This is a genomic window from Acinetobacter sp. Tol 5 (assembly GCF_019702905.1).
GTDB lineage: Bacteria > Pseudomonadota > Gammaproteobacteria > Pseudomonadales > Moraxellaceae > Acinetobacter > Acinetobacter bereziniae.
The window spans coordinates 1,418,940-1,439,171 of sequence record NZ_AP024708.1 but is presented as its reverse complement, the minus strand read 5'-3'; the positions used below and the strand labels follow the sequence as shown (position 1 = coordinate 1,439,171).

At 36.1% G+C, this 20,232-nt stretch carries 15 protein-coding genes; 7 read left to right on the top strand and 8 right to left on the bottom strand.

All coding sequences use genetic code 11. The annotated features are described in order from the left end of the window. Window positions 1-15: 15 nt before the first annotated feature. Window positions 16-1,686, bottom strand: coding sequence for an L-lactate permease (gene lldP / locus TOL5_RS06645; RefSeq protein WP_171064853.1), 1,671 nt, complete (start codon window positions 1,684-1,686; stop codon window positions 16-18). Window positions 1,687-2,205: 519 nt separating this feature from the next. After that, window positions 2,206-3,123 carry a DMT family transporter gene (locus tag TOL5_RS06640; protein ID WP_121775491.1) on the bottom strand — a complete coding sequence of 306 codons (918 nt, stop codon included), beginning with the start codon at window positions 3,121-3,123 and terminating at the stop codon, window positions 2,206-2,208. Between the two features lie 150 nt (window positions 3,124-3,273). Here TOL5_RS06640 and TOL5_RS06635 point away from each other — a divergent pair, with 150 nt between their 5' ends. Beyond that, on the top strand, window positions 3,274-4,125 hold the full coding sequence (locus TOL5_RS06635; RefSeq protein WP_121775490.1) for a LysR family transcriptional regulator: 852 nt from the start codon (window positions 3,274-3,276) through the stop codon (window positions 4,123-4,125). Window positions 4,126-4,513: 388 nt separating this feature from the next. Further along, window positions 4,514-5,857 (top strand): argininosuccinate synthase, encoded by a 1,344-nt coding sequence (gene argG / locus TOL5_RS06630; RefSeq protein WP_004829165.1) that lies wholly within the window; start codon window positions 4,514-4,516, stop codon window positions 5,855-5,857. Window positions 5,858-5,925: 68 nt separating this feature from the next. On the opposite strand, the gene TOL5_RS06625 is transcribed toward argG, so the two are convergent. The 4 genes from TOL5_RS06625 to icd form a co-directional block, all read right to left on the bottom strand. Beyond that, window positions 5,926-6,165, bottom strand: coding sequence for a hypothetical protein (locus TOL5_RS06625; protein ID WP_121775489.1), 240 nt, complete (start codon window positions 6,163-6,165; stop codon window positions 5,926-5,928). Window positions 6,166-6,367: 202 nt separating this feature from the next. Then, window positions 6,368-6,724 carry a DUF4124 domain-containing protein gene (locus TOL5_RS06620; protein ID WP_121775488.1) on the bottom strand — a complete coding sequence of 119 codons (357 nt, stop codon included), beginning with the start codon at window positions 6,722-6,724 and terminating at the stop codon, window positions 6,368-6,370. 173 nt (window positions 6,725-6,897) lie between these two features. Continuing rightward, the gene (locus TOL5_RS06615) at window positions 6,898-7,380 is read right to left on the bottom strand and encodes a DUF2867 domain-containing protein (RefSeq protein ID WP_005032707.1); all 483 of its coding nucleotides are present in this window, start codon (window positions 7,378-7,380) and stop codon (window positions 6,898-6,900) included. Window positions 7,381-7,864: 484 nt separating this feature from the next. Then, window positions 7,865-9,121: an NADP-dependent isocitrate dehydrogenase gene (gene icd / locus TOL5_RS06610; protein ID WP_005032709.1), complete on the bottom strand. Its 1,257-nt coding sequence runs from the start codon at window positions 9,119-9,121 to the stop codon at window positions 7,865-7,867. A 580-nt stretch (window positions 9,122-9,701) separates the two neighbouring features. Between icd and TOL5_RS06605 the strand changes: the two genes are divergently transcribed. Both TOL5_RS06605 and TOL5_RS06600 read left to right on the top strand, forming a co-directional pair. Further along, a complete protein-coding gene (locus tag TOL5_RS06605; protein WP_004829176.1) occupies window positions 9,702-10,490 on the top strand; it encodes an rRNA large subunit pseudouridine synthase E in 789 nt (262 codons plus the stop codon). A 141-nt stretch (window positions 10,491-10,631) separates the two neighbouring features. Beyond that, window positions 10,632-13,376, top strand: a complete 2,745-nt coding sequence (locus TOL5_RS06600; RefSeq protein WP_221260683.1) for an SIR2 family protein — start codon at window positions 10,632-10,634, stop codon at window positions 13,374-13,376. Window positions 13,377-13,437: 61 nt separating this feature from the next. On the opposite strand, the gene TOL5_RS06595 is transcribed toward TOL5_RS06600, so the two are convergent. Beyond that, window positions 13,438-15,669: an NADP-dependent isocitrate dehydrogenase gene (locus tag TOL5_RS06595; protein WP_042087619.1), complete on the bottom strand. Its 2,232-nt coding sequence runs from the start codon at window positions 15,667-15,669 to the stop codon at window positions 13,438-13,440. Between the two features lie 598 nt (window positions 15,670-16,267). On the opposite strand from TOL5_RS06595, the gene TOL5_RS06590 reads away from it, so the two are divergent. After that, on the top strand, window positions 16,268-18,724 hold the full coding sequence (locus tag TOL5_RS06590) for an acyl-CoA dehydrogenase (protein ID WP_121775822.1): 2,457 nt from the start codon (window positions 16,268-16,270) through the stop codon (window positions 18,722-18,724). A 151-nt stretch (window positions 18,725-18,875) separates the two neighbouring features. Beyond that, entirely contained in the window at window positions 18,876-19,265 is a 390-nt protein-coding gene (locus TOL5_RS06585; RefSeq protein ID WP_035300046.1) for a carboxymuconolactone decarboxylase family protein, read from the top strand. A 63-nt stretch (window positions 19,266-19,328) separates the two neighbouring features. Here TOL5_RS06585 and TOL5_RS06580 read toward each other — a convergent pair whose 3' ends face one another. Next, on the bottom strand, window positions 19,329-19,583 hold the full coding sequence (locus TOL5_RS06580; protein ID WP_004829182.1) for a hypothetical protein: 255 nt from the start codon (window positions 19,581-19,583) through the stop codon (window positions 19,329-19,331). A gap of 294 nt (window positions 19,584-19,877) precedes the next feature. On the opposite strand from TOL5_RS06580, the gene TOL5_RS06575 reads away from it, so the two are divergent. Further along, window positions 19,878-20,231, top strand: a complete 354-nt coding sequence (locus TOL5_RS06575; protein ID WP_042087625.1) for a hypothetical protein — start codon at window positions 19,878-19,880, stop codon at window positions 20,229-20,231. The last annotated feature ends 1 nt before the right edge of the window (window position 20,232 follow it).

Sequence of the window (20,232 nt, the reverse complement as noted above, 5' to 3'; positions counted from 1 at the left end):
AAATGTCGCTGAGTCTCATGGAATCATCCATGGGAACACATAAGCTTGTAGGGTAATAATAATACCGATCATTACTGTAAACGTTATACTGTGTTTCACGGTAAAACGGAACAAATCTGATTCTTTACCAACAAGCCCGACCGCTGCGCAGGCAATTGCAATCGATTGAGGAGAGATCATTTTTCCTGTCACACCACCACTGGTATTCGCTGCGACAAGCAATACTTCTGGCACTCCAATTTGTTGTGCCGTGGTTGCCTGTAATGCACCAAATAATGCGTTGGCTGAAGTATCCGAACCCGTCAGGAACACCCCTAACCAGCCTAAGAATGGCGAGAAGAAAGTAAATGCTTGCCCTGTATGTGCCAATGCCAAAGCCAAGGTTGCAGACATCCCTGAATAATTAGCGATAAAAGCAAAAGCCAATACCATACCAATCGAATAAATTGGAATTTTTAATTCATTGATTGTTTCGCCAAAAGTGACTACAGCTTCTTTAGGCTTCATTTTTAAGAAAATGATGGTGATGATTGCAGCAAAAATAATGGCTGTCCCTGTTGCTGAAAACCAATCAAACTTATAAATCGCATCATAATCTTTGATTTCAGATACCACTGGCGGCATCTTTTGCACCATTTGGTGCAAGAAAGGCACTTTGATTGAAATCACCAAATCATGCAATGCACCATCTTTGGTAAACAAGTCTTTGAATGGTTTTACACTCCAGATTGTTACCATGACTGTCAGAATGGCAAATGGCGACCAAGCTTTCGCAATTTGAGCAAGTGTATATTTTTGCTGTTTTTGCTCTGCCAGATTTTCATTCATGCTGGCATCTTCATTGGCAAAACGGAAGATATGTTTAGGCTGCCAATACTTCAATAAAATCGTAAGTGAAATCAAAGACGCAATAGATGCTGTAATATCTGGCAATTCAGGACCAACAAAGTTTGAGGTTAAATACTGAGCGATCGCAAATGCACCACCACCAACAATCACCGCAGGCCAAGTTTCTTTAACACCACGCCATCCGTCCATGATCGCCATAATCCAGAACAGTACAATGGGCACCATAAATGGCAACTGGCGTCCGACCATCTGACTGATTTCATGTGTTTCAACACCTGATACTTGACCAGCAACAATAATTGGAATTCCCATAGCACCAAATGCAACAGGAGCAGTGTTTACAATCAAACACAGACCAGCAGCATACAGTGGTTTAAACCCAAGCCCGACCAACAATGCTGCGGTAATTGCCACAGGTGCACCAAAACCAGCCGCCCCTTCTAAGAAAGTACCAAAAGCAAAACCTACAAACAGCATTTGTAAACGCTGATCTTCTGTAATCGATAGAATCGAAGAACGAATAATATCGAACTGCCCTGTTTTAACCGAAATTTTGTACAGGAATACTGCACCAATAATGATCCATGCAATTGGCCACAAGCCATAGAAAAAGCCATAGACCATAGATGCCAATGCCATCATGGTAGGCATTTGATAAGCAAATAAAGAAACCAATAATGCCAATATGACTGTAATTGTCCCCGCAACACTTCCTTTCATGCGGAATACAGCTAGGGCCAAAAAGAAAAATATAATTGGAATGAGTGCAATGGCACTGGATACCCAGATATTACCCATTGGATCATAAATCTGTTGCCAATGTTGAAGCATTGTCATCTCCTTGAAATGCTTGCCAGAACGTCGAGTTTGATAAAATCACCCATTTATTTCTCAATAATTGGTATGACCAATATAAAGTTAAAAACAAAAAAATAACGTGTATTTTTACTTTATAGTAATTTTTGCTGATTTAAAGATCAATAGTTACCCAATTATTCATAAAATGGTATGACCAATTTTAAGAGTGTTTTTATTATTTTAATTGCATATTTTCTCATTTCTTAGACAGACAGATTTTTAAAATTTTTGTTTTTAAAGGTTTTTTTTAAAGCTTTATTATTTTTATACGACTTTAGTCTAAAACGATATTTAAAAAGCAAATTTTAACCAATATCAAAACATATTTTTATTACGATATTAATCACACACTTTCATTATTGGTCTGATCATTTTAAAAATTCAAAATTTTGATGCATGCTATAGATCATATAAAAAACAAAATCAGTAAAGTTTTACTGATTTTGTGGATTGATACGATACAGAAATTATTATGAATATAAATTCATTTGCTCTACTTTAGCGATGCTCACAATTCAAAGGTGTAACGACCTTCTTTTTCATTTGAATCTTTAAAGAACTCATCATAATACCTGTACAAATAAATGCCGCACCAATCAAGATATTCAAAGTAATCGGTTCATGCCAAAGCATATAGCCAAAAAATAAGCTTAAAATAGGAATACACATAATCGAAATGGATGCCACAAAAGTATTCACCTGACTCACAATCCAATTCCACAGTGCAAAAGCAAACCCTGTTCCGACTACCGCAATGTAAAATAACATCGAGTCATTGAGCGGGTTTATCCATACATGCACATCAATAGGCTCAAAAATAACAGCACCAATCAGAATAACAAAACCACCGATTAACAACTGCCAAATGGTCAGTTTCATTTTGTCATAAGTGGCAAAATTCTGTTTGATATAAACAGTTGTCAGTGCCCAGAAGAAGCCCGATAAAATCAAGAAAGCCTGTCCAATCAAAGATAAGTCGAAATGTAAATCATGCAATTGTGGCCAAAGAATTGCGACTAGCCCCAAAGTACCTAAAATCAGTCCAAGCATTTTCTGGGTATTTAAACGTTCTTTAAGTACATAATGTGCCAGTACACCAATAAAAATCGGCATCGTAAACACCAAAACCGCAGATAAGCCTGAATCTACAAATTGCATGGCAAAAGTTTGAGTCGCATAAAAACCAATACAAATCATCACGCTTGAAATCATCAGTTTTTTCCATTCTCCTCTTTGTGGAAAAATAGATTTACGCAATAAACGTTGAACCAACATCAAAGTCAAGGCAGCTAAAATCAACCGTGTAGAAATAAATAAAAATGGAGGAAAAACCTGCAAACTGTGTTTGACCAGCCCCCACAATGATCCCCAAACGAGACACAACAAAACGATTGCACCCATTACTCTAAGATTCATTTGCTGTACTCATACAGATGGAAAGTAGACTTAGTTTAAAAAATAAATGACATCATGAATAATGCTATGTTTTAATACATCCATCATTTTTTTTAATACACTTGAAAATTCAACATTGTTATTAAAAGCGAATAGGTTTGAGGAATTGTCATGAATATCGACATCGGAGATATTAAGTCATTTGTAACGGTTGCCGAAATGAAGAGTATTTCTGCTGCTGCCCACAAACTTAACTATTTGCAGTCAAATATGACCGCAAAAATAAAAAAAATTGAAAACCACTACAAACGTCAGTTATTTATCCGCAAACCCAAAGGCGTTGAACTGACTGAGTCTGGTATGAATCTTTACCAACAATACAAAAAGATGATCTTTACTTGGGAAGAGACTGAAAATAAGATTTATCAGCAAGAAAAATACCTTCGTTTTGGTACCAATACCAGCTTAGGAGGCATGCGTTTCTACCCGTCTTTTAGCCAACTTTACGAAACCTATCCAGAGCTTTCAATTACGATGAAAACCGGTGCAACAGGCTACATCGAAGATGAAATTTTATCAGGCAATTTAGATATCGGTTATGTACTTGGGCATCCCAAACAGAAAAACATACAATATATTCAAAAGGCAGAAGATCAACTGGTCATCATTGGTAAAAGTGTTATTAACCATGAGAATCTTGAGGATTGTCTCAATCACCAAAATATTCTGTTGGCTTCAGAAGAATGTTGTTATGCCACAACCTTAGATCATATTTATACGGACTACAACTTAACAAAAGGTGAGCTCACCCATATTTATGATCATGAAGCGCTGGTGAATTTCACTCAATTGGGTATGGGAATTTCAATGATCGCAAAATCACTGATCAAAAAATTTAATATTGAGTATTATCGTGAAACACCTGAACAATATCGAGATATAGGATTTTACTTAATTACTCGAAGTGAGCATGTCTTTACCCCAATTGAAAAGCAATTTATCGGCTTGAATGATCAGCTTTAAAAATCATAAGTCAGACTTATTTTCGCTTCATGAATGGATTCTGACTTTTGTTAAATTAAAAAAATAGATATATTCTGTTGATTTTATTAATTAATTAAAATTAATTTTACTGTATGAGTTTTCCAAAAAATTAACCATATAAGCCAAAGCAAACAGTACATCTAAAAATCCAGTTGATCTGAATTTTGAATTATCTCAATAATTTCAAAAGCGGCACGAACCGGAATTTAAGTAGATTACTTTAACTGCATAAATTGCTATTTTTTTCAATGATAACATTTAAATCCCATAAAACATTGACCGAAAAAGTGCTACAATACCGCGTTTATAAAATTCTCAATGGCCACCCATGTATGTGGTGCCTCTTTCGAAATAGTTAGGACGAGCAATGACTGACAATGCAACGATCTTGCAGAATGTACCAGTAGGCAAAAAAGTGGGTATCGCTTTTTCTGGTGGTCTAGATACTTCAGCAGCTTTATTGTGGATGAAGCAAAAAGGCGCAGAACCTTATGCTTATACAGCAAACTTAGGGCAACCTGATGAAGATGACTACGATGCAATTCCGCGTAAAGCTGAAAACTACGGCGCTGTTAAAGCACGCTTAGTGGACTGCCGCTTACAACTTGCATTAGAAGGTATTGCTGCGATTCAGTGTGGCGCATTTCATATCAGTACTGGTGGTGTTCCTTACTTCAACACTACACCTTTAGGTCGTGCAGTAACAGGGACAATGCTTGTTACCGCAATGAAAGAAGATGACGTAAATATTTGGGGTGATGGCTCAACTTACAAAGGAAACGATATTGAACGTTTCTACCGTTATGGTTTGTTGACTAATCCTGCACTTAAAATCTATAAGCCTTGGTTAGACCAACAGTTTATTGATGAGTTGGGTGGTCGTGCTGAAATGTCACAATTCTTAATCGACAATGGTTTTGATTACAAAATGTCGAAAGAGAAAGCCTATTCAACAGATTCAAATATGTTAGGTGCGACACATGAAGCTAAAGATCTTGAATATCTCAATGCGGGTATCAAAATCGTTGATCCAATTATGGGCGTTGCGTTCTGGAAAGATGACGTAAAAGTTGAAGCCGAAGAAGTTTCTGTTACTTTCGAAGAAGGCTTCCCTGTTGCATTAAATGGCAAACGTATCGAAGACCCTGTTGAATTTATTCTTGAAGCAAACCGTATTGGTGGACGTCATGGTCTAGGTATGTCCGACCAAATCGAAAACCGTATCATTGAGGCAAAATCTCGTGGTATTTACGAAGCTCCAGGTATGGCTCTACTTCATATTGCATATGAACGCCTTGTTACTGGTATTCACAATGAAGATACTATCGAACAATATCGTATTAACGGCTTACGTTTAGGACGTTTATTGTATCAAGGTCGTTGGTTTGATTCTCAAGCATTAATGCTTCGTGAAACAGCACAGCGTTGGGTAGCAAAAGCCATTACAGGTACAGTAACTTTAGAGTTACGTCGTGGTAATGACTACACCATCATGAACACTGAATCTGAAAACCTCACTTATGAAGCTGAGCGTTTGACGATGGAAAAAGGTGATTCAATGTTTAGCCCTGCCGATCGTATTGGTCAATTAACCATGCGTAATCTTGATATTACCGATACACGTGCAAAACTCAGCATCTATACAAATACAGGCTTATTGGCTGTAGGTACGGGATCTGCAGTTCCTCAGCTAAAAGACAAAAACAAATAATTAAGTTTAAAAAATAAAAACCGCCAAATGGCGGTTTTTATTGGTCAAGACTTTTTGCTGTGATCTGATTAAGATACAGTACTAGAATTCTGGTTTGTGTGAGTGGTGTCTTGTTGCGATTTTTGCTGTTGTTTTTGTAATTCAATCCGTTCTGCATGCTCTTGACGAATTCGATCATACTCTCGCTGAGTTTCTGCATCACTTTTTGCAGCTAAAAATGCCATCCCCACTAAAAAAACTGGAAATAATAATCCCAATGCCGCAAGCAAATAAACTTTAGGAAACTTCTTCGAACTTGTCTGTGACATACATTTAAATCTTTCAATAAATTTAAGTAGGCGTAATAATATAACAGAACAAACCTATTCAATATATGAAAAATCGAAAATTGATCAAAGACTCATTTGTTAATAAAGTCTTATTCAAGATACAACTTTAGCTTTGCTTTTAGCCAGCATCTTAAAAATCAAAACTTTAGCCATCAAAGCATTCATCATCAATATAAAGAAATCATCGGTCTTTAGCAGACTGATAAGCAGCTTGCGCAATTGCTAAACTCTTCTTCTTTCCTTCAACGGTATCTGGGATTTCATTGCTCGTACCATTACTCGAATGACGCTGAAGATGCTGTTGTTGAGAATATTTGTGCATCTCAGGTTGAGGCTTTACGTTTTGTTGGGAGTTTTGTGTAGCCGTTCGCTGCGTTAGCTTCTGTTGAAGCTGTTGTTGTGGATTTGGTACAGCCATTCCTACACATGGTCGAGACTGATAAGTTACTGAACCCTTCAACACACACTTATGTACTTCTTTAGCTAAAACGTGATGAGAAAACCCTAAAGCTAAAACAACCAACAAGACTTTTTTCACAACGTGCACTCCATTTAAGTTTCAACAAAATATCAACAAATGAGCTAAATTGCTATTTACACAGGAGTTTTTTTTAATTTCTGATTTTTGTATCACAATAAAGGGTGAAATATGACTTTTTTTGCCAAATCTTTACAGCATTTTGTCATGTTCACATTATGGTAAATTTCATGCTATTTCAAATTTCTCAATAGGCGACGTACAATCACACCATGTACCATAGAAACGGGAAGCATATAAATTTTCCCAAAAAAATTATAAGTGACAACACTGGTAAAAATTCTAAGCAGATTTTTCTGCTCATCATAGTTTTCGATCTTTAATACCACCAATACAGTTAAATGCTTATCGCTTGATTGTAAAAAAAGTTCATGATCTGAAACTTGAATAACATCAAAAAAATCTGCTTTTCCACCCTGCTCAAGTGCCATAGATTGAGAGTTAAAACCTTGTATAGGCTGTACACCACCCAGATGCAGACTAAAAAAGTCTCGAATTTTAAAAGCAATCTTTAACCATTTTGGTGGTGTACTGGTCATTAGGTGATAAGCTTGTGATGCTGTGATATTTTTATCAATACATTGTTGGTCTTGATGAATAAAATTAAGCTGATGAACAGGTGCAACCAATACATACGGATCTATTTCTGTATTCATGGAACTAAACCTTTTTAAATATAATAATTTAACGTATGAATAGAATCTAAATTCAGTCTACAGCAATCCAAATGAAGTACAATCACAAGCCGCCTAAAGTTGAATAAAATCATGAATGATTGGGCAATTTTTCAAATAAATAACTGTATTCTAAGATGAATATAAATTATTTAATGATAGTGATATACATGGTATCTATAGTATGCGATTTGAAATAAATAGATATTGAAAAAAGTACAGCTTTTTAAAGAGATAGAAAGCGTACCTCCTGTTTGGAAATCTACCTCATTAAGCTATTGCTACTACCTAATATTTTGAAAAAATTTCGAATGATTTACACAGGCAATGTTCCTCTCAGACAATGCCAATATTTACATTGCAAACAAAGTCATGCTTTGATTTTGCTGTAGCTGGGCATCGTTAATAATGAACCATGATAAAAAAGGTCTGCACTTGGCAGACCTTAGATTATGTTGTCTTTAGATTAATTATCCATATTTTCAATGATCGCTTGCCCGAACTCTGAACAACGAAGTAGAGTAGCTCCTGGCATTAAACGCTCAAAATCGTAAGTAACAGTTTTTGCAGAAATCGCGCCTGAAACGCCTTTGATAATTAAATCGGCAGCTTCAGTCCAGCCCATATCTCGAAGCATCATCTCTGCTGAAAGAATAATAGACCCCGGATTTACCTTGTCTTGTCCTGCATATTTAGGTGCTGTTCCGTGTGTTGCCTCATATACAGAAATTGCACCACCAATATTTGCACCTGGCGCAATACCAATACCACCTACTTCTGCTGCAAGTGCGTCAGAAATATAATCACCGTTTAAATTTAAAGTAGCGATCACGGAATAGTCAGCAGGACGCATTAAGATTTGCTGTAAAAATGCATCGGCAATCACGTCTTTGATAACAATGTCTTTGCCTGTTCTTGGATTTTTAATTTTGACCCAAGGTCCACCATCAATTAGTTCACCACCAAAGCGATCTAATGCAAGTTCATACCCCCACTCTTTAAAAGCACCTTCAGTGTATTTCATGATATTGCCTTTATGCACTAAAGTTACACTCGGCTTATCATTATCGATCGCAAACTGAATCGCTTTGCGCACCAAACGTTGGGTACCTTCTTTTGAAACAGGTTTAATCCCAATACCACAATTATCTTCAAAACGGATTTTAGTGACACCCATTTCTTCTTTAAGAAATTTAATCACTTTTTTTGCTTCTGGGGAGTCAGCTTTCCATTCAATACCCGCATAAATATCTTCTGAATTTTCTCGGAAAATTACCATATCTGTCTGTTCGGGATGTTGGACAGGTGATGGTACACCTTTAAACCAACGCACAGGTCGCACACAGACATATAGATCTAATTCTTGACGTAGAGCAACGTTAAGTGAGCGAATTCCACCGCCTACAGGCGTTGTGAGTGGACCTTTTATCGAAACTACAAATTCTCTGAGTGCTTCAAAAGTTTCTTCTGGCATATAAGTGCCATAAATTTTATTGGCTTTTTCACCACAGTAAACTTCCATCCATTCGATCGAACGTTTGCCACTATAAGCTTTTTGAATTGCGGCATCGACCACTGCCTTCATAGCAGGTGTAATATCCACACCAATACCATCTCCTTCAATAAAAGGAATAATCGGATGGTTTGGAACATTCAGTGACAAATCTGCATTTACAGTAATTTTGCTACCATCTGCAGGTACTACGATCTTCTGATAACCCATTGTTCAGGATCTCCATTTTCTTATAGTGAGTAAATCCAAAAAAATTGCGCTATGAGCAATATTTGCGACCACTTTTTTAGCAAGATCAGTGTAATCGAATTCGATCATTTTTTGAGATTTATACGAGGAATAACAACATTTCTCAACTTAATAAAACGCATTGTTTCATGATTTAATGCTTTTCTAGAATGTATTTTTTATAAAAATCATAGGTTTCTTTTATTTCTACAAAATCAATAAATTTTGATCCTTAAAATAAATCAATAAAGATCACAGAACGCTCCTTTCATTTGAATCTTAATGCATTAAAAAACCAATTAAATGACTGTAGACAGTATTTTTAAGGAAAACCAGCGCCCGTGTAAATATTCAAAAATCTAAAATCAAAGTCAGGTGCTCTTTTACTCCTCCTGTTGAATGACAAATAAAGTTGAAGAATACAAAGCTGAATCTGTTATAGTAGTCCACAATCAACTGGGCTTTTTGCAACCTAAACCACCCCATTTTTATCAAAACGGGTATTCAATCGGGTAACAAATCAAACCCCAAAAATTTTATTTATATATATTAGTGGCTTAAAGTGAAAATTGTCATTCTGAACAAACCCTATGACGTCCTCTCCCAATTTCGTAAAGACGAAGCACATATGACCATATCTGACTTCGTTGACGATCCTAGCTTGCGTATAGCTGGTCGTCTTGATATGGACTCTGAAGGTTTAGTTTTTTTAACTGATCATGGTGGTCTAAATCAGTATATTACCAATCCAACCAATAAAAAGTTTAAGACCTATTTGGTTCAAGTCGATGGTGATATTACTGAAGAAGCACTTGAGCAGTTGCGCAAAGGCGTTGAGTTAAAAGACGGTATAACCTTACCCGCTCAAGCCGCTAAAGTGGAACAACCAGAATGGTTGTGGGACCGTGATCCACCCGTACGTTTCCGTGCCAATATCCCTACCTCATGGGTAGAAATTTCGATTTGTGAAGGGCGTAATCGTCAAGTGCGTCGTATGACCTCTGCTGTTGGTTTTCCAACTTTACGTTTGATTCGTACCAAAATCGGTGCAATTGATTTAGTTCAGATGGGTTTACAACCGGGCGAAACAAAAGAAATCGAACCATTGCTTTATCCTGATTTCCAAAATGTACCTGCGGAAGAACCGTATCGTTCGCGTTCTTATGTCAAAAAGCCAGGCGGTACAGGCGGAAAACCGATGGTACGTAAGAACAAAGATGGTTCTACTAAAAAATCTGGAACCAAACGTATTTGGCAGATGGATGACAGCGAAAAACCGCGTCGCAAAACCAATGGAACTACACGTCCAAATACCAAAGCTCCACGTGGTCGTGGACGTAATGGTCGTTAAAATTTAATGATGCTTAAAGCTCACCTTGGTGGGCTTTTTAATATAAAATAAATAATAAAAGAATTTAATGTTATTGCTAGAATTTCAATAACTAAAAAGCTATGATAAAAAATAATAATTTATAAATTTAAAGGGTATATTATGGCTACAATGAAATTTAAAGAACTTGTTGAAAAAGAACTACAAAACAAAAAAAGATCAGTAAAAGATCTTGTAAATTATGTTGGGAAAAGTCCTGTGTCTCATCCTAACTATAGTATTTTTTTGGGAGCTGGTGCTTCTGTTAGTTCGGGAATTAGTAGCGGTGGACATCTTGTTCATAATTGGCGCAAAGAAATATATGAGCAATATCATGGTGACTATTATGAAGGGCTATGTAATTTAGACAATAATAAATATGAAGAAGAAGCAAAAATCAGAGCGGTAAATTATCTAATCAGTGAACAAGGCCATTGGTATAATCCGCAAAATGAATATTCTTCATTATTCGAAAGAAAGTTTGACCTTCCTTCGCAACGCAGAAGATTTGTTGAAAATTTAGTTGATGAAAAACTACCATCAATTGGTTATTTGCATTTGATTACACTTATAAACAATTATTATTTTAATACGATATTTACAACTAATTTTGATGATTTAATAAATGAGGCATTCTATCAGTTTTCGAATACCAGACCATTAATTTGTGCACATGATTCGGCTGTTGGTAGTGTATCAGTTATTTCTAAAAGACCTAAAATTATCAAATTGCATGGTGATTATTTATATGATGATATTAAAAATACAATTAAAGAAACCGAATCATTAGAACAAAATATCAAAGAAAAATTTATTGAATTTACCAAAGATAATGGATTAATTGTTGTAGGTTACTCTGGTCAAGATAGATCAATTTTAGATGTACTAAATTATTTACTTCAACAAGAAGAATATTTAAAAAATGGACTTTATTGGTGTTTTAGAGCTGATGATGAAATTAGCCATGAAGTTCGAAAAATTTTATGGCGTGATAAAGTTTATTGTGTAGAAATTGATGGATTCGATGAATTATTTACAGAATTTTGTCATCATGTTAATATAAAACCAAACTTAATTGATTCTTCTAGTGATTCAAAACGTGAAAAATGCATAAAAAAATTTATTCAAGACTATGAAGACTCAAATAAAAATAATATATTGATAAAAGAATTTATTGAAGAAGTATCTACAGCAAGAAATAATCAAGATATTTCTGATCTTATTCGGCAGTTAAATGAAAACAAAAATACAAGTATTTCTCAAGAGAATTTAAAAAATTTATTAGAAGTAGAAAGATTGATTAAAAAGTGCAACTTTGAGGAAGCTCTTGAAAAAATCAATAGAGAACTGCGAAATATAATAGAGGATGATTTAAAAGAAAGTTACACATCAATGAAAATCAGAATTTATAAGTTAATGAAGAAGAATAATTTAGCAATCGAAATCATAGAAAATTTAATTTCTGAAGACCCATTCAATCCAAAATTTTATCAGTGGAAATTATCTTTTATAGATAGCCTGACAGATAAAGTTGACTTCTTACTAGAGATTAACAATAAAATACATGATAATTATTTTTTTAAAAATATTTTAGTCAATTTATTTATTTATAATATTGAAAATGAGGAAAACCTGCTTAAATTGAACTTTGATGAATGCGAGAAACTAATTAATGAAAGCTTATCATTAGATTCAAGTTTAGATAATGATGCTTATGAAATAAAATACAAACTTTTAAATATTAGAATTTCAAAAGAATTACCAAAAGAAAGGAACATAAAATTAAAAAATGAAAAAGAAGAACTTATATCAAATGAAATAATTAAACTAATAAACACTGTAACAACAATAAATAAACATAATATTTCTTCCATAAATCTACGAAAATCTTATATTCTTGACAAAAAAGATATAATACTTATGAATGATTTTATTAAAGATTTAATTCAAATCAAAGACAATGTATATAACGAGAAAGCAAAAAAAATTACTGCAACAATTTCATCAATATATTTAGAGATTACAACCATCGATCTTACTAATCACAAAAATAAAGAATATTTAGACTTACGTAGTATAAATAATTTCTTTAATAACTTCGAAGATGATTTGTTAAAAAAAACAAATATAAAATTCTTATTAAATAGATTTAAATATATTTATTCAAAAAATCATAACTTATCTAACCTTGAAGAATATCTTGATGAAATACTTAAAGTTAAAGAATGTACAGAATATATGAATATTATTGCATCAACATTCACTACATTTGGCATTGAAACTATAAATTCCAGATTAAGAGAATTCGTCATAGATAATAAAAATAAATTAAAAATTGAAGATTATTATTTTTGTTTATCAGAAATTGAGAGCTCAGATTCTAAATATGATATTGCTTTAGATTTATTAGATAAAAGTTATAAATCTTCCGATAAAGAACTCGAAGGTAATGACATCATTTCTTATACTTATGCACTATTACTTTCAAAAAAATATGAAGAAATTGAGACTTTTTTGAATGAAAAAAAATCGATATTAAAGAATATAAGCAGAATCGATAAGGTTATAATTGATATAAATTGTATTGTTGCAAAAAAATTAAAAGAAGGGAATATATCTGAAACTGATAAAACAAATTTATCAAACTATTTATCTAAATACTCTAATAATAAGAGAGTTTTAATCTGTGTAAACTCATTATTGGAAAAAAATTCTGAGGCAATATTCCATATAAAAGAACAAATCAATTTAGATTACAAATCATATTATGAATTTATAGAATGGCCTGGAATTAATCAAAAAATCAAAAGTGATATCAAGCAGTTTTACAGTGATCTTATTAACGGTGTAAAAATTAAGATTGCTTGATTTGTATGATAAAAAATCGGTGCCTAAGCACCGATTTTTTATCTATCAATTGATTGGTTTACTAGATTTTTTCTAGCACTGCATTCAGTGTAGCACTTGGGCGCATTACAGCTTCAACTTTGGCTGTGTCTACAGCATAGTAGCCGCCAATATCTGCTGGTTTACCTTGAACTGCTGCAAGTTCAGCAATGATTTTTTCCTCATTGTCCGCTAACGCTTGTGCAAGAGGTGCAAATTTTGCTTTTAATTCTGCATCTTCTTCTTGTTCAGTCAAAGCTTCAGCCCAGAACTTCGCAAGATAGAAATGGCTACCACGGTTATCCAACTCACCTGTACGACGTGAAGGTGATTTGTCATTGTCGAGCAACTTGCCAGTCGCTTGGTCTAAAGTCTTGGCAAGTAGTTTTGCACGTGCATTGTCTTCTTTAATACCCATTTCTTCTAAAGAAACAGCCAATGCCAAGAACTCACCAAGAGAATCCCAACGCAAATGGTTTTCTTCCACAAGTTGTTGTACGTGTTTAGGCGCTGAACCACCCGCACCTGTTTCGTACATACCACCACCCGCCATTAACGGAACGATAGACAACATTTTCGCAGAAGTACCCAATTCCATAATTGGGAATAAGTCTGTGAGGTAATCACGTAAGATGTTACCGGTTACAGAAATTGTATCTAGACCACGTGCAACACGCTCAAGTGTATAACGCATCGCACGAACTTGAGACATGATTTGAATATCAAGACCCGTTGTATCATGCTCTTTCAAGTATTTTTGTACTTTCTTGATCAATTCGTTTTCATGTGGACGGTATGGGTCAAGCCAGAAAATTGCAGGCATGCCAGAGTTACGCGCACGAGTTACAGCAAGTTTTACCCAGTCACGAATTGGTGCATCTTTCACCTGACACATACGCCAGATGTCGCCTTCCTCAACATTTTGTGACATCAAAACTTCACCAGTTTCTAGGTCAGTGATGTTTGCAACACCAGCAGCTGAAACTTCAAAAGTTTTGTCATGAGAACCGTATTCTTCAGCTTTTTGCGCCATCAAACCTACGTTTGGCACAGTACCCATCGTACGTGGGTCAAAATTACCATTCCATTTGCAGAAATTAATCATTTCTTGGTAAATACGGGCAAAAGTAGATTCAGGCATTACTGCTTTACAGTCATAAGGTTTGCCATCAGCACCCCACATTTTACCACCACCACGGATCATGGCAGGCATTGACGCATCAACAATGACATCATTTGGTGAATGGAAGTTTGTGATGCCCTTTGCAGAATCAACCATAGCTAATGCAGGACGGTGTTCTTGGCAAGCATGAAGATCTTCAATGATTTCTTCACGTAGAGATGTTGGTAAAGTCGCGATTTTTTCGTATAGACCCGCCATACCGTTATTCACGTTGATGCCGAGCTCATCAAACAATTTACCGTGTTTTTCAAAAGCATCTTTGTAATAAATTTTCACACAGTGACCGAATACGATCGGATGTGAAACTTTCATCATGGTTGCTTTTACGTGTAAAGAGAACAAAATCCCTGCTTCACGGCAATCTTCAAGTTCTTTTTCATAGAAATCACACAGTGCTTTCTTGCTCATGAACATTGAATCAATCACTTCACCATCTTGAAGTGCAACTTTTGGCTTAAGTACAATGGTTTCGCCTGTTGTTGTAATTAATTCCATTTTCACATTGCGTGCACGGTCAAGTGTCATTGACTTTTCACCGTGGTAGAAATCACCTTCATCCATGTGAGAAACATGAGTTTGCGACCACTGTTTCCACTCACCCATAGAGTGGGGGTGTTTTTTCGCATAGTTTTTAACAGCAGCAGGCGCACGGCGGTCAGAGTTACCTTCACGCAATACTGGGTTTACTGCTGAACCAAGACATTTGCTATAACGGGTCTTGATTACTTTTTCTTCTTCAGTAGTCGGATTTTCAGGATAATCAGGGATTGCATAACCCTTAGACTGAAGTTCCTTAATGCAAGCTGTTAACTGAGCAACAGAAGCACTGATGTTCGGGAGTTTGATAATATTAGTGTCTGGATCTTGAGTAAGACGACCTAACTGTGCAAGGTTGTCAGATACCTTCTGTTCATCGCTTAAATAGTCCGCGAATTCAGCGAGGACACGTGCAGCTACAGAGATATCAGTTTTGACAATCTCTACGCCAGCTGGCTTAGTAAAGGTCTCAATGATCGGCAGTAGCGAATAAGTCGCCAATAGTGGCGCCTCGTCAGTCAGTGTGTAAATGATTGTTGACTTTCCACCAGCCATATATAGCCCCTTGCTGTTGATTGTGTTTTTGAGAACCGAGCTTGTGACCCGACTCCTACGAACCGATTTGCTTAAAATTAACCCTGAGAGTATCAGCCTTCATGCTATGAGAGTCAACGCAAGATCTGTGATAACGACATTTCGAAAAAAAATGGTACATCACAAATATTGCATCAAAGCGAATATTTGCACAAAAAATAAGCATTTTTAATAAAAATCATCAATATTCTGGAAATTAACACAAATTTATAACATCAGCAGATTCATTTTTTAAAATAAATATAGGATCCACGCTGGATTGCGTTCAATCAGTTCAAAACTGAGGCTGCTAAAAAATTGAAAAGTATTCATAGAATAAATACCCAATAAACTCTGCTTATCACACTTATATGGACTTTGAGTAAGATCGTGACCAAGATTGATTAACTTATACTCACAAAACAACAATACTTTTACCTTAATGTTTAGATAAAAAATCGTTATTAATAAATAATATGTTTATTTTTTCACCTTATTTTTTAATGAAAGAATAAATCTAATGTCATCAGGTCTTCGTATTTCTCAAAACTAATATTAAAACTCTAGAGGTAATATGTTTATGCTGTTACTCATTGCGATACTTATTCAAATTATCACACTTTGGGCTATTTTCTTTTTCGCGCTGTCTCGAAACATAGGGGCTGTGATCACCATAGTGGTTTCAATCTTAGCTGCATTGATCAGCCCATGGTCTCTGATCATTGGTCTTCCACTGATTCTGATCAGTCTGGTGTTAGTCATAGAACCTCTGCGGATGCAAGTATTGACCAAGCCTGCCTACAATACGCTTGCCAATGCGATGCCAAGTATGAGCACCACTGAACGTGAAGCGCTTGATGCAGGTACCAGTTGGTGGGAAAAAGAATTGTTTATGGGTGCACCCGATTGGGAAAAATTCAATGATTACCCTTATCCGACACTTTCAAAAGAAGAGCAATCATTTTTAGATAACGAAGTTGAACAACTGTGTCAATTATTGAATGAGTGGGAAATCCATCAAAATAAAGACTTAAATGAACAAACTTGGCAATTCATTAAAGAAAAAGGCTTTTTTGGACTGATCATCCCCAAAGAATATGGTGGACGTGAATTCACTTCATTTGCTCAAAGCCGAATTATGAGCAAGATTGCATCTCGCTCATTGACTGCGGCAGTGACGTGTATGGTGCCAAATTCATTGGGACCTGGTGAGTTATTGCTCAACTACGGAACTGACGAACAAAAAAATCGTTATCTTCCTGGCTTAGCCAAAGGTGAAGAAATTCCATGCTTTGGTTTGACCAGTCCAGAAGCTGGTTCTGATGCTGGGGCAATTCCAGATACAGGCGTTGTATGTTATGGCGATTTTGAAGGACAACAAACCCTCGGTTTAAAGATGAATTTCTCCAAACGCTGGATTACCTTAGCACCAGTTGCCACTGTAGTCGGTTTAGCCTTTAAACTTTATGATCCCGAAGGGCTATTGGGGGATAAAAGCAAAACTGAATATGGCATCACTTGTGCGCTTATTCCTGCATCTCATGAAGGCGTTATTGTAGGACCTCGCCACCATCCGGGCGGTTCACCCTTTATGAATGGTACGGTTGAGGGACGAGATGTTTTTATTCCAATCGACTGGATCATTGGTGGTGCTGAAAATGCAGGTAAAGGTTGGCGTATGTTGATGGAATGTCTTGCCGTCGGACGTGGAATTTCACTGCCTGCCCTGTCAACCGCAGCCAGTGAAATGACCTATTTATCTGTCGGTGCATTTGCAAAAATTCGTCAACAATTCAAGCTTTCGGTAGGTCAGTTTGAAGGGGTACAAGAAGTTAGCAGTGAAATCGTCAGTGGTACTTATAAACTTGAAGCTTTCCGTTATTTAGTCACCTGTGGGCTTAATCAAGGAGGTAAGCCTGCTGTGATGACAGCAATGGCAAAATACTATGCAACTGAGACCATGCGTAAACTGGTCAATCATGGTATGGACATTACAGGCGGTCGTGGTATTCAACAAGGTCCACGCAACTTCCTTGCCAACATGTATCAAGCCATTCCGATTTCAATTACGGTCGAGGGTGCAAATATTTTAAGTCGCTCCCTCATGATCTTTGGGCAAGGTTCTATGCGCTGTCACCCCTATTTGTTTGAAGAGCTACAACTTTTACAAGCTGAGGATAAAAATGCGGCTCTCGAAACCTTTAATACCATGCTCTACCAGCATTTAGGTTATACCTTGAACCGAGCTGCCCGAGCATTTACATATGGTTGGTTTGGTTCAAGCCAGCATCGACCAGATTCCGCAGACAAGTTTACTCAACCTTATTACAAAATCATCAATCGCTTCAGTGCTGACTTTGCACTGACTGCGGATATGTGCTTAGGGCTTTTAGCTGGAGATATTAAACGTAAAGAAATGCTTTCAGGGCGATTAGCCGATATTCATTCACATATGTTCATTGCAACGGCGATTCTCAAATTTTATGAACATGGTCAAAGAAGTGAAGCCGAACAATTACATGCCCAACTTGCTTTAGATGAAACGCTTTATCTGGCACAAGAAGCATTTTTCGGCTTGTTTGATAATTTCCCGATTCCAATCGCCTCAGGTCTGGTGAAGTTTGTTTGCTTCCCATTCGGTAGACCGCTCAAAAAACCGAGTGATCGTCAAAAGAGTGAAGCTGCTGAATTGATCATGCAGAACAATCCATTCCGTGATTATCTAAAAACTCAAGTCTATTATTCGGTTAATCCTCAGGATGCCTTTGGTCGAATGGAAGCAACCTTTAATCTACTGACAACAGTAGAAAATGAGTGGAATCACTTTAAAAAGGCGGAATCTAAAGGTGAATATCAAGGTCTTACATTTGAGGAACGTTTGGCTGATGCAGTCAGTCGTGGGGCAATTCAGCAAGATCTTGCAAATAAGTTGGCGGAATACAATGCGTTACGCTATGACAGTATGCTCACCGATATTTTTGACGAAAAACTGGAACGCGTATTGGAACTAGATAATCCCCATCTTCATCAAACATAGAAATATTTGGGAATACACTATTCTCAATGCTATAAACTTTTATCAAAAGCAGTGAATCACCTTCACTGCTTTTTCTTAGACCTATTGCCAATGGGGGCATTAAACTATTTCAGTATAGTGTCAAAAATACAACAGCACAGGAAAAACGATGATGTCTAAACAAGATTATGAGAATGGTTTAAAAGTCCGTACAGAAGTGATGGGTGAAAGTTTTGTCAAACGTGCTCAAGACAACACCGTGTCATTTACTGAACCATTGCAAGACTGGATTAATGAGCACGCATGGGGTTCAACTTGGCAGCGTGAAGGTGTATTGCCTCGTAAATATCGCTCATTGATCACCATCGCATTTTTGGTCGCGCAAAAAAGTCCAACTGAACTTAAAGGTCATATTCGTGGTGCTTTAAACAATGGTGCAAGCGTAGAAGAAATACAGGAAGTTCTATTACACAGCCTTCCTTACTGTGGCGCACCAACAACTCAAGAAGCTTTTCGAGCTGCACTTGAAGTCATCAACGAATATCAAAGCCAGCAGTCTTAGTTTTATAGAGCTTTGCTTTTGATCAATCGTCGATATTTACAAGATATATCTACGATTGAATCATTAGTTCCAAAACACATTGAACGTATAAAAAAACTCATCGACTTCAAAACGAATGTGATAACCCAATTGTGTCAACTCGGAAGAGAGTGCTCGTATATCTTCTAAGGCTAAATGCTTGGGTAAAACTGTAAATACTGCGGTATTGCCCTGCTTTGCATTTTCTTCAATCATTTGAGCAAGGCGAATCTTGTATAATTCAATATTGAGATTTGAGTTTGCTGCCAGCTGTTTGGCATCATCAGCATGAATAAACATTTTTATTTCCATATTTTTATTAAGATCAATACAAGATATAAATAAAAGTAAAAATACGCTGTGTGGTTTGTGTTAGCTAAGATATCTTTAAAATTCAAATCAAGGCTAAGCTCGCTAGATCGATCAATTTACACATTTTTTTCAACAGGTCTGAGCGGTTTATATACGATCAATTCATAAAATTTAAAATAAATCCACTGCTTTATTTGAATGAAATTTAACTTTTATGTTTAAAAAGTAAATGATAATTGTTATTATTTACTTAATTTTTAACCTTTATTGATTTGATTGCCTATGAATAGCCAGACTGAACTCGATGCGCTGAGTGCATCAGTTTCAACTCCGACTGTCTCTGCACGAGCTAAATCCACACCCTCCCTATTAAAATACCGCTTCATGATTTTTTATCGATTTGCTTTAGCAATTTTAGGTGGCTATTTACTTGCCTCTTTGTCCGCTATGGTGATCGCCAAAACTTTTGCAGATTATCGAGCCTCAGCTGCGATGGCATCTACCCTGCTTGCTTTCTGTATTCATTGTGCTGCTTTCATTTGGGTATTTATGGTCAACAAAACCTTCAAAGCCAGTTTAGGGATCGTTGTTCCATGCATCATTTTATTGATCATTTTAAAAATGATGGGGAACTAAC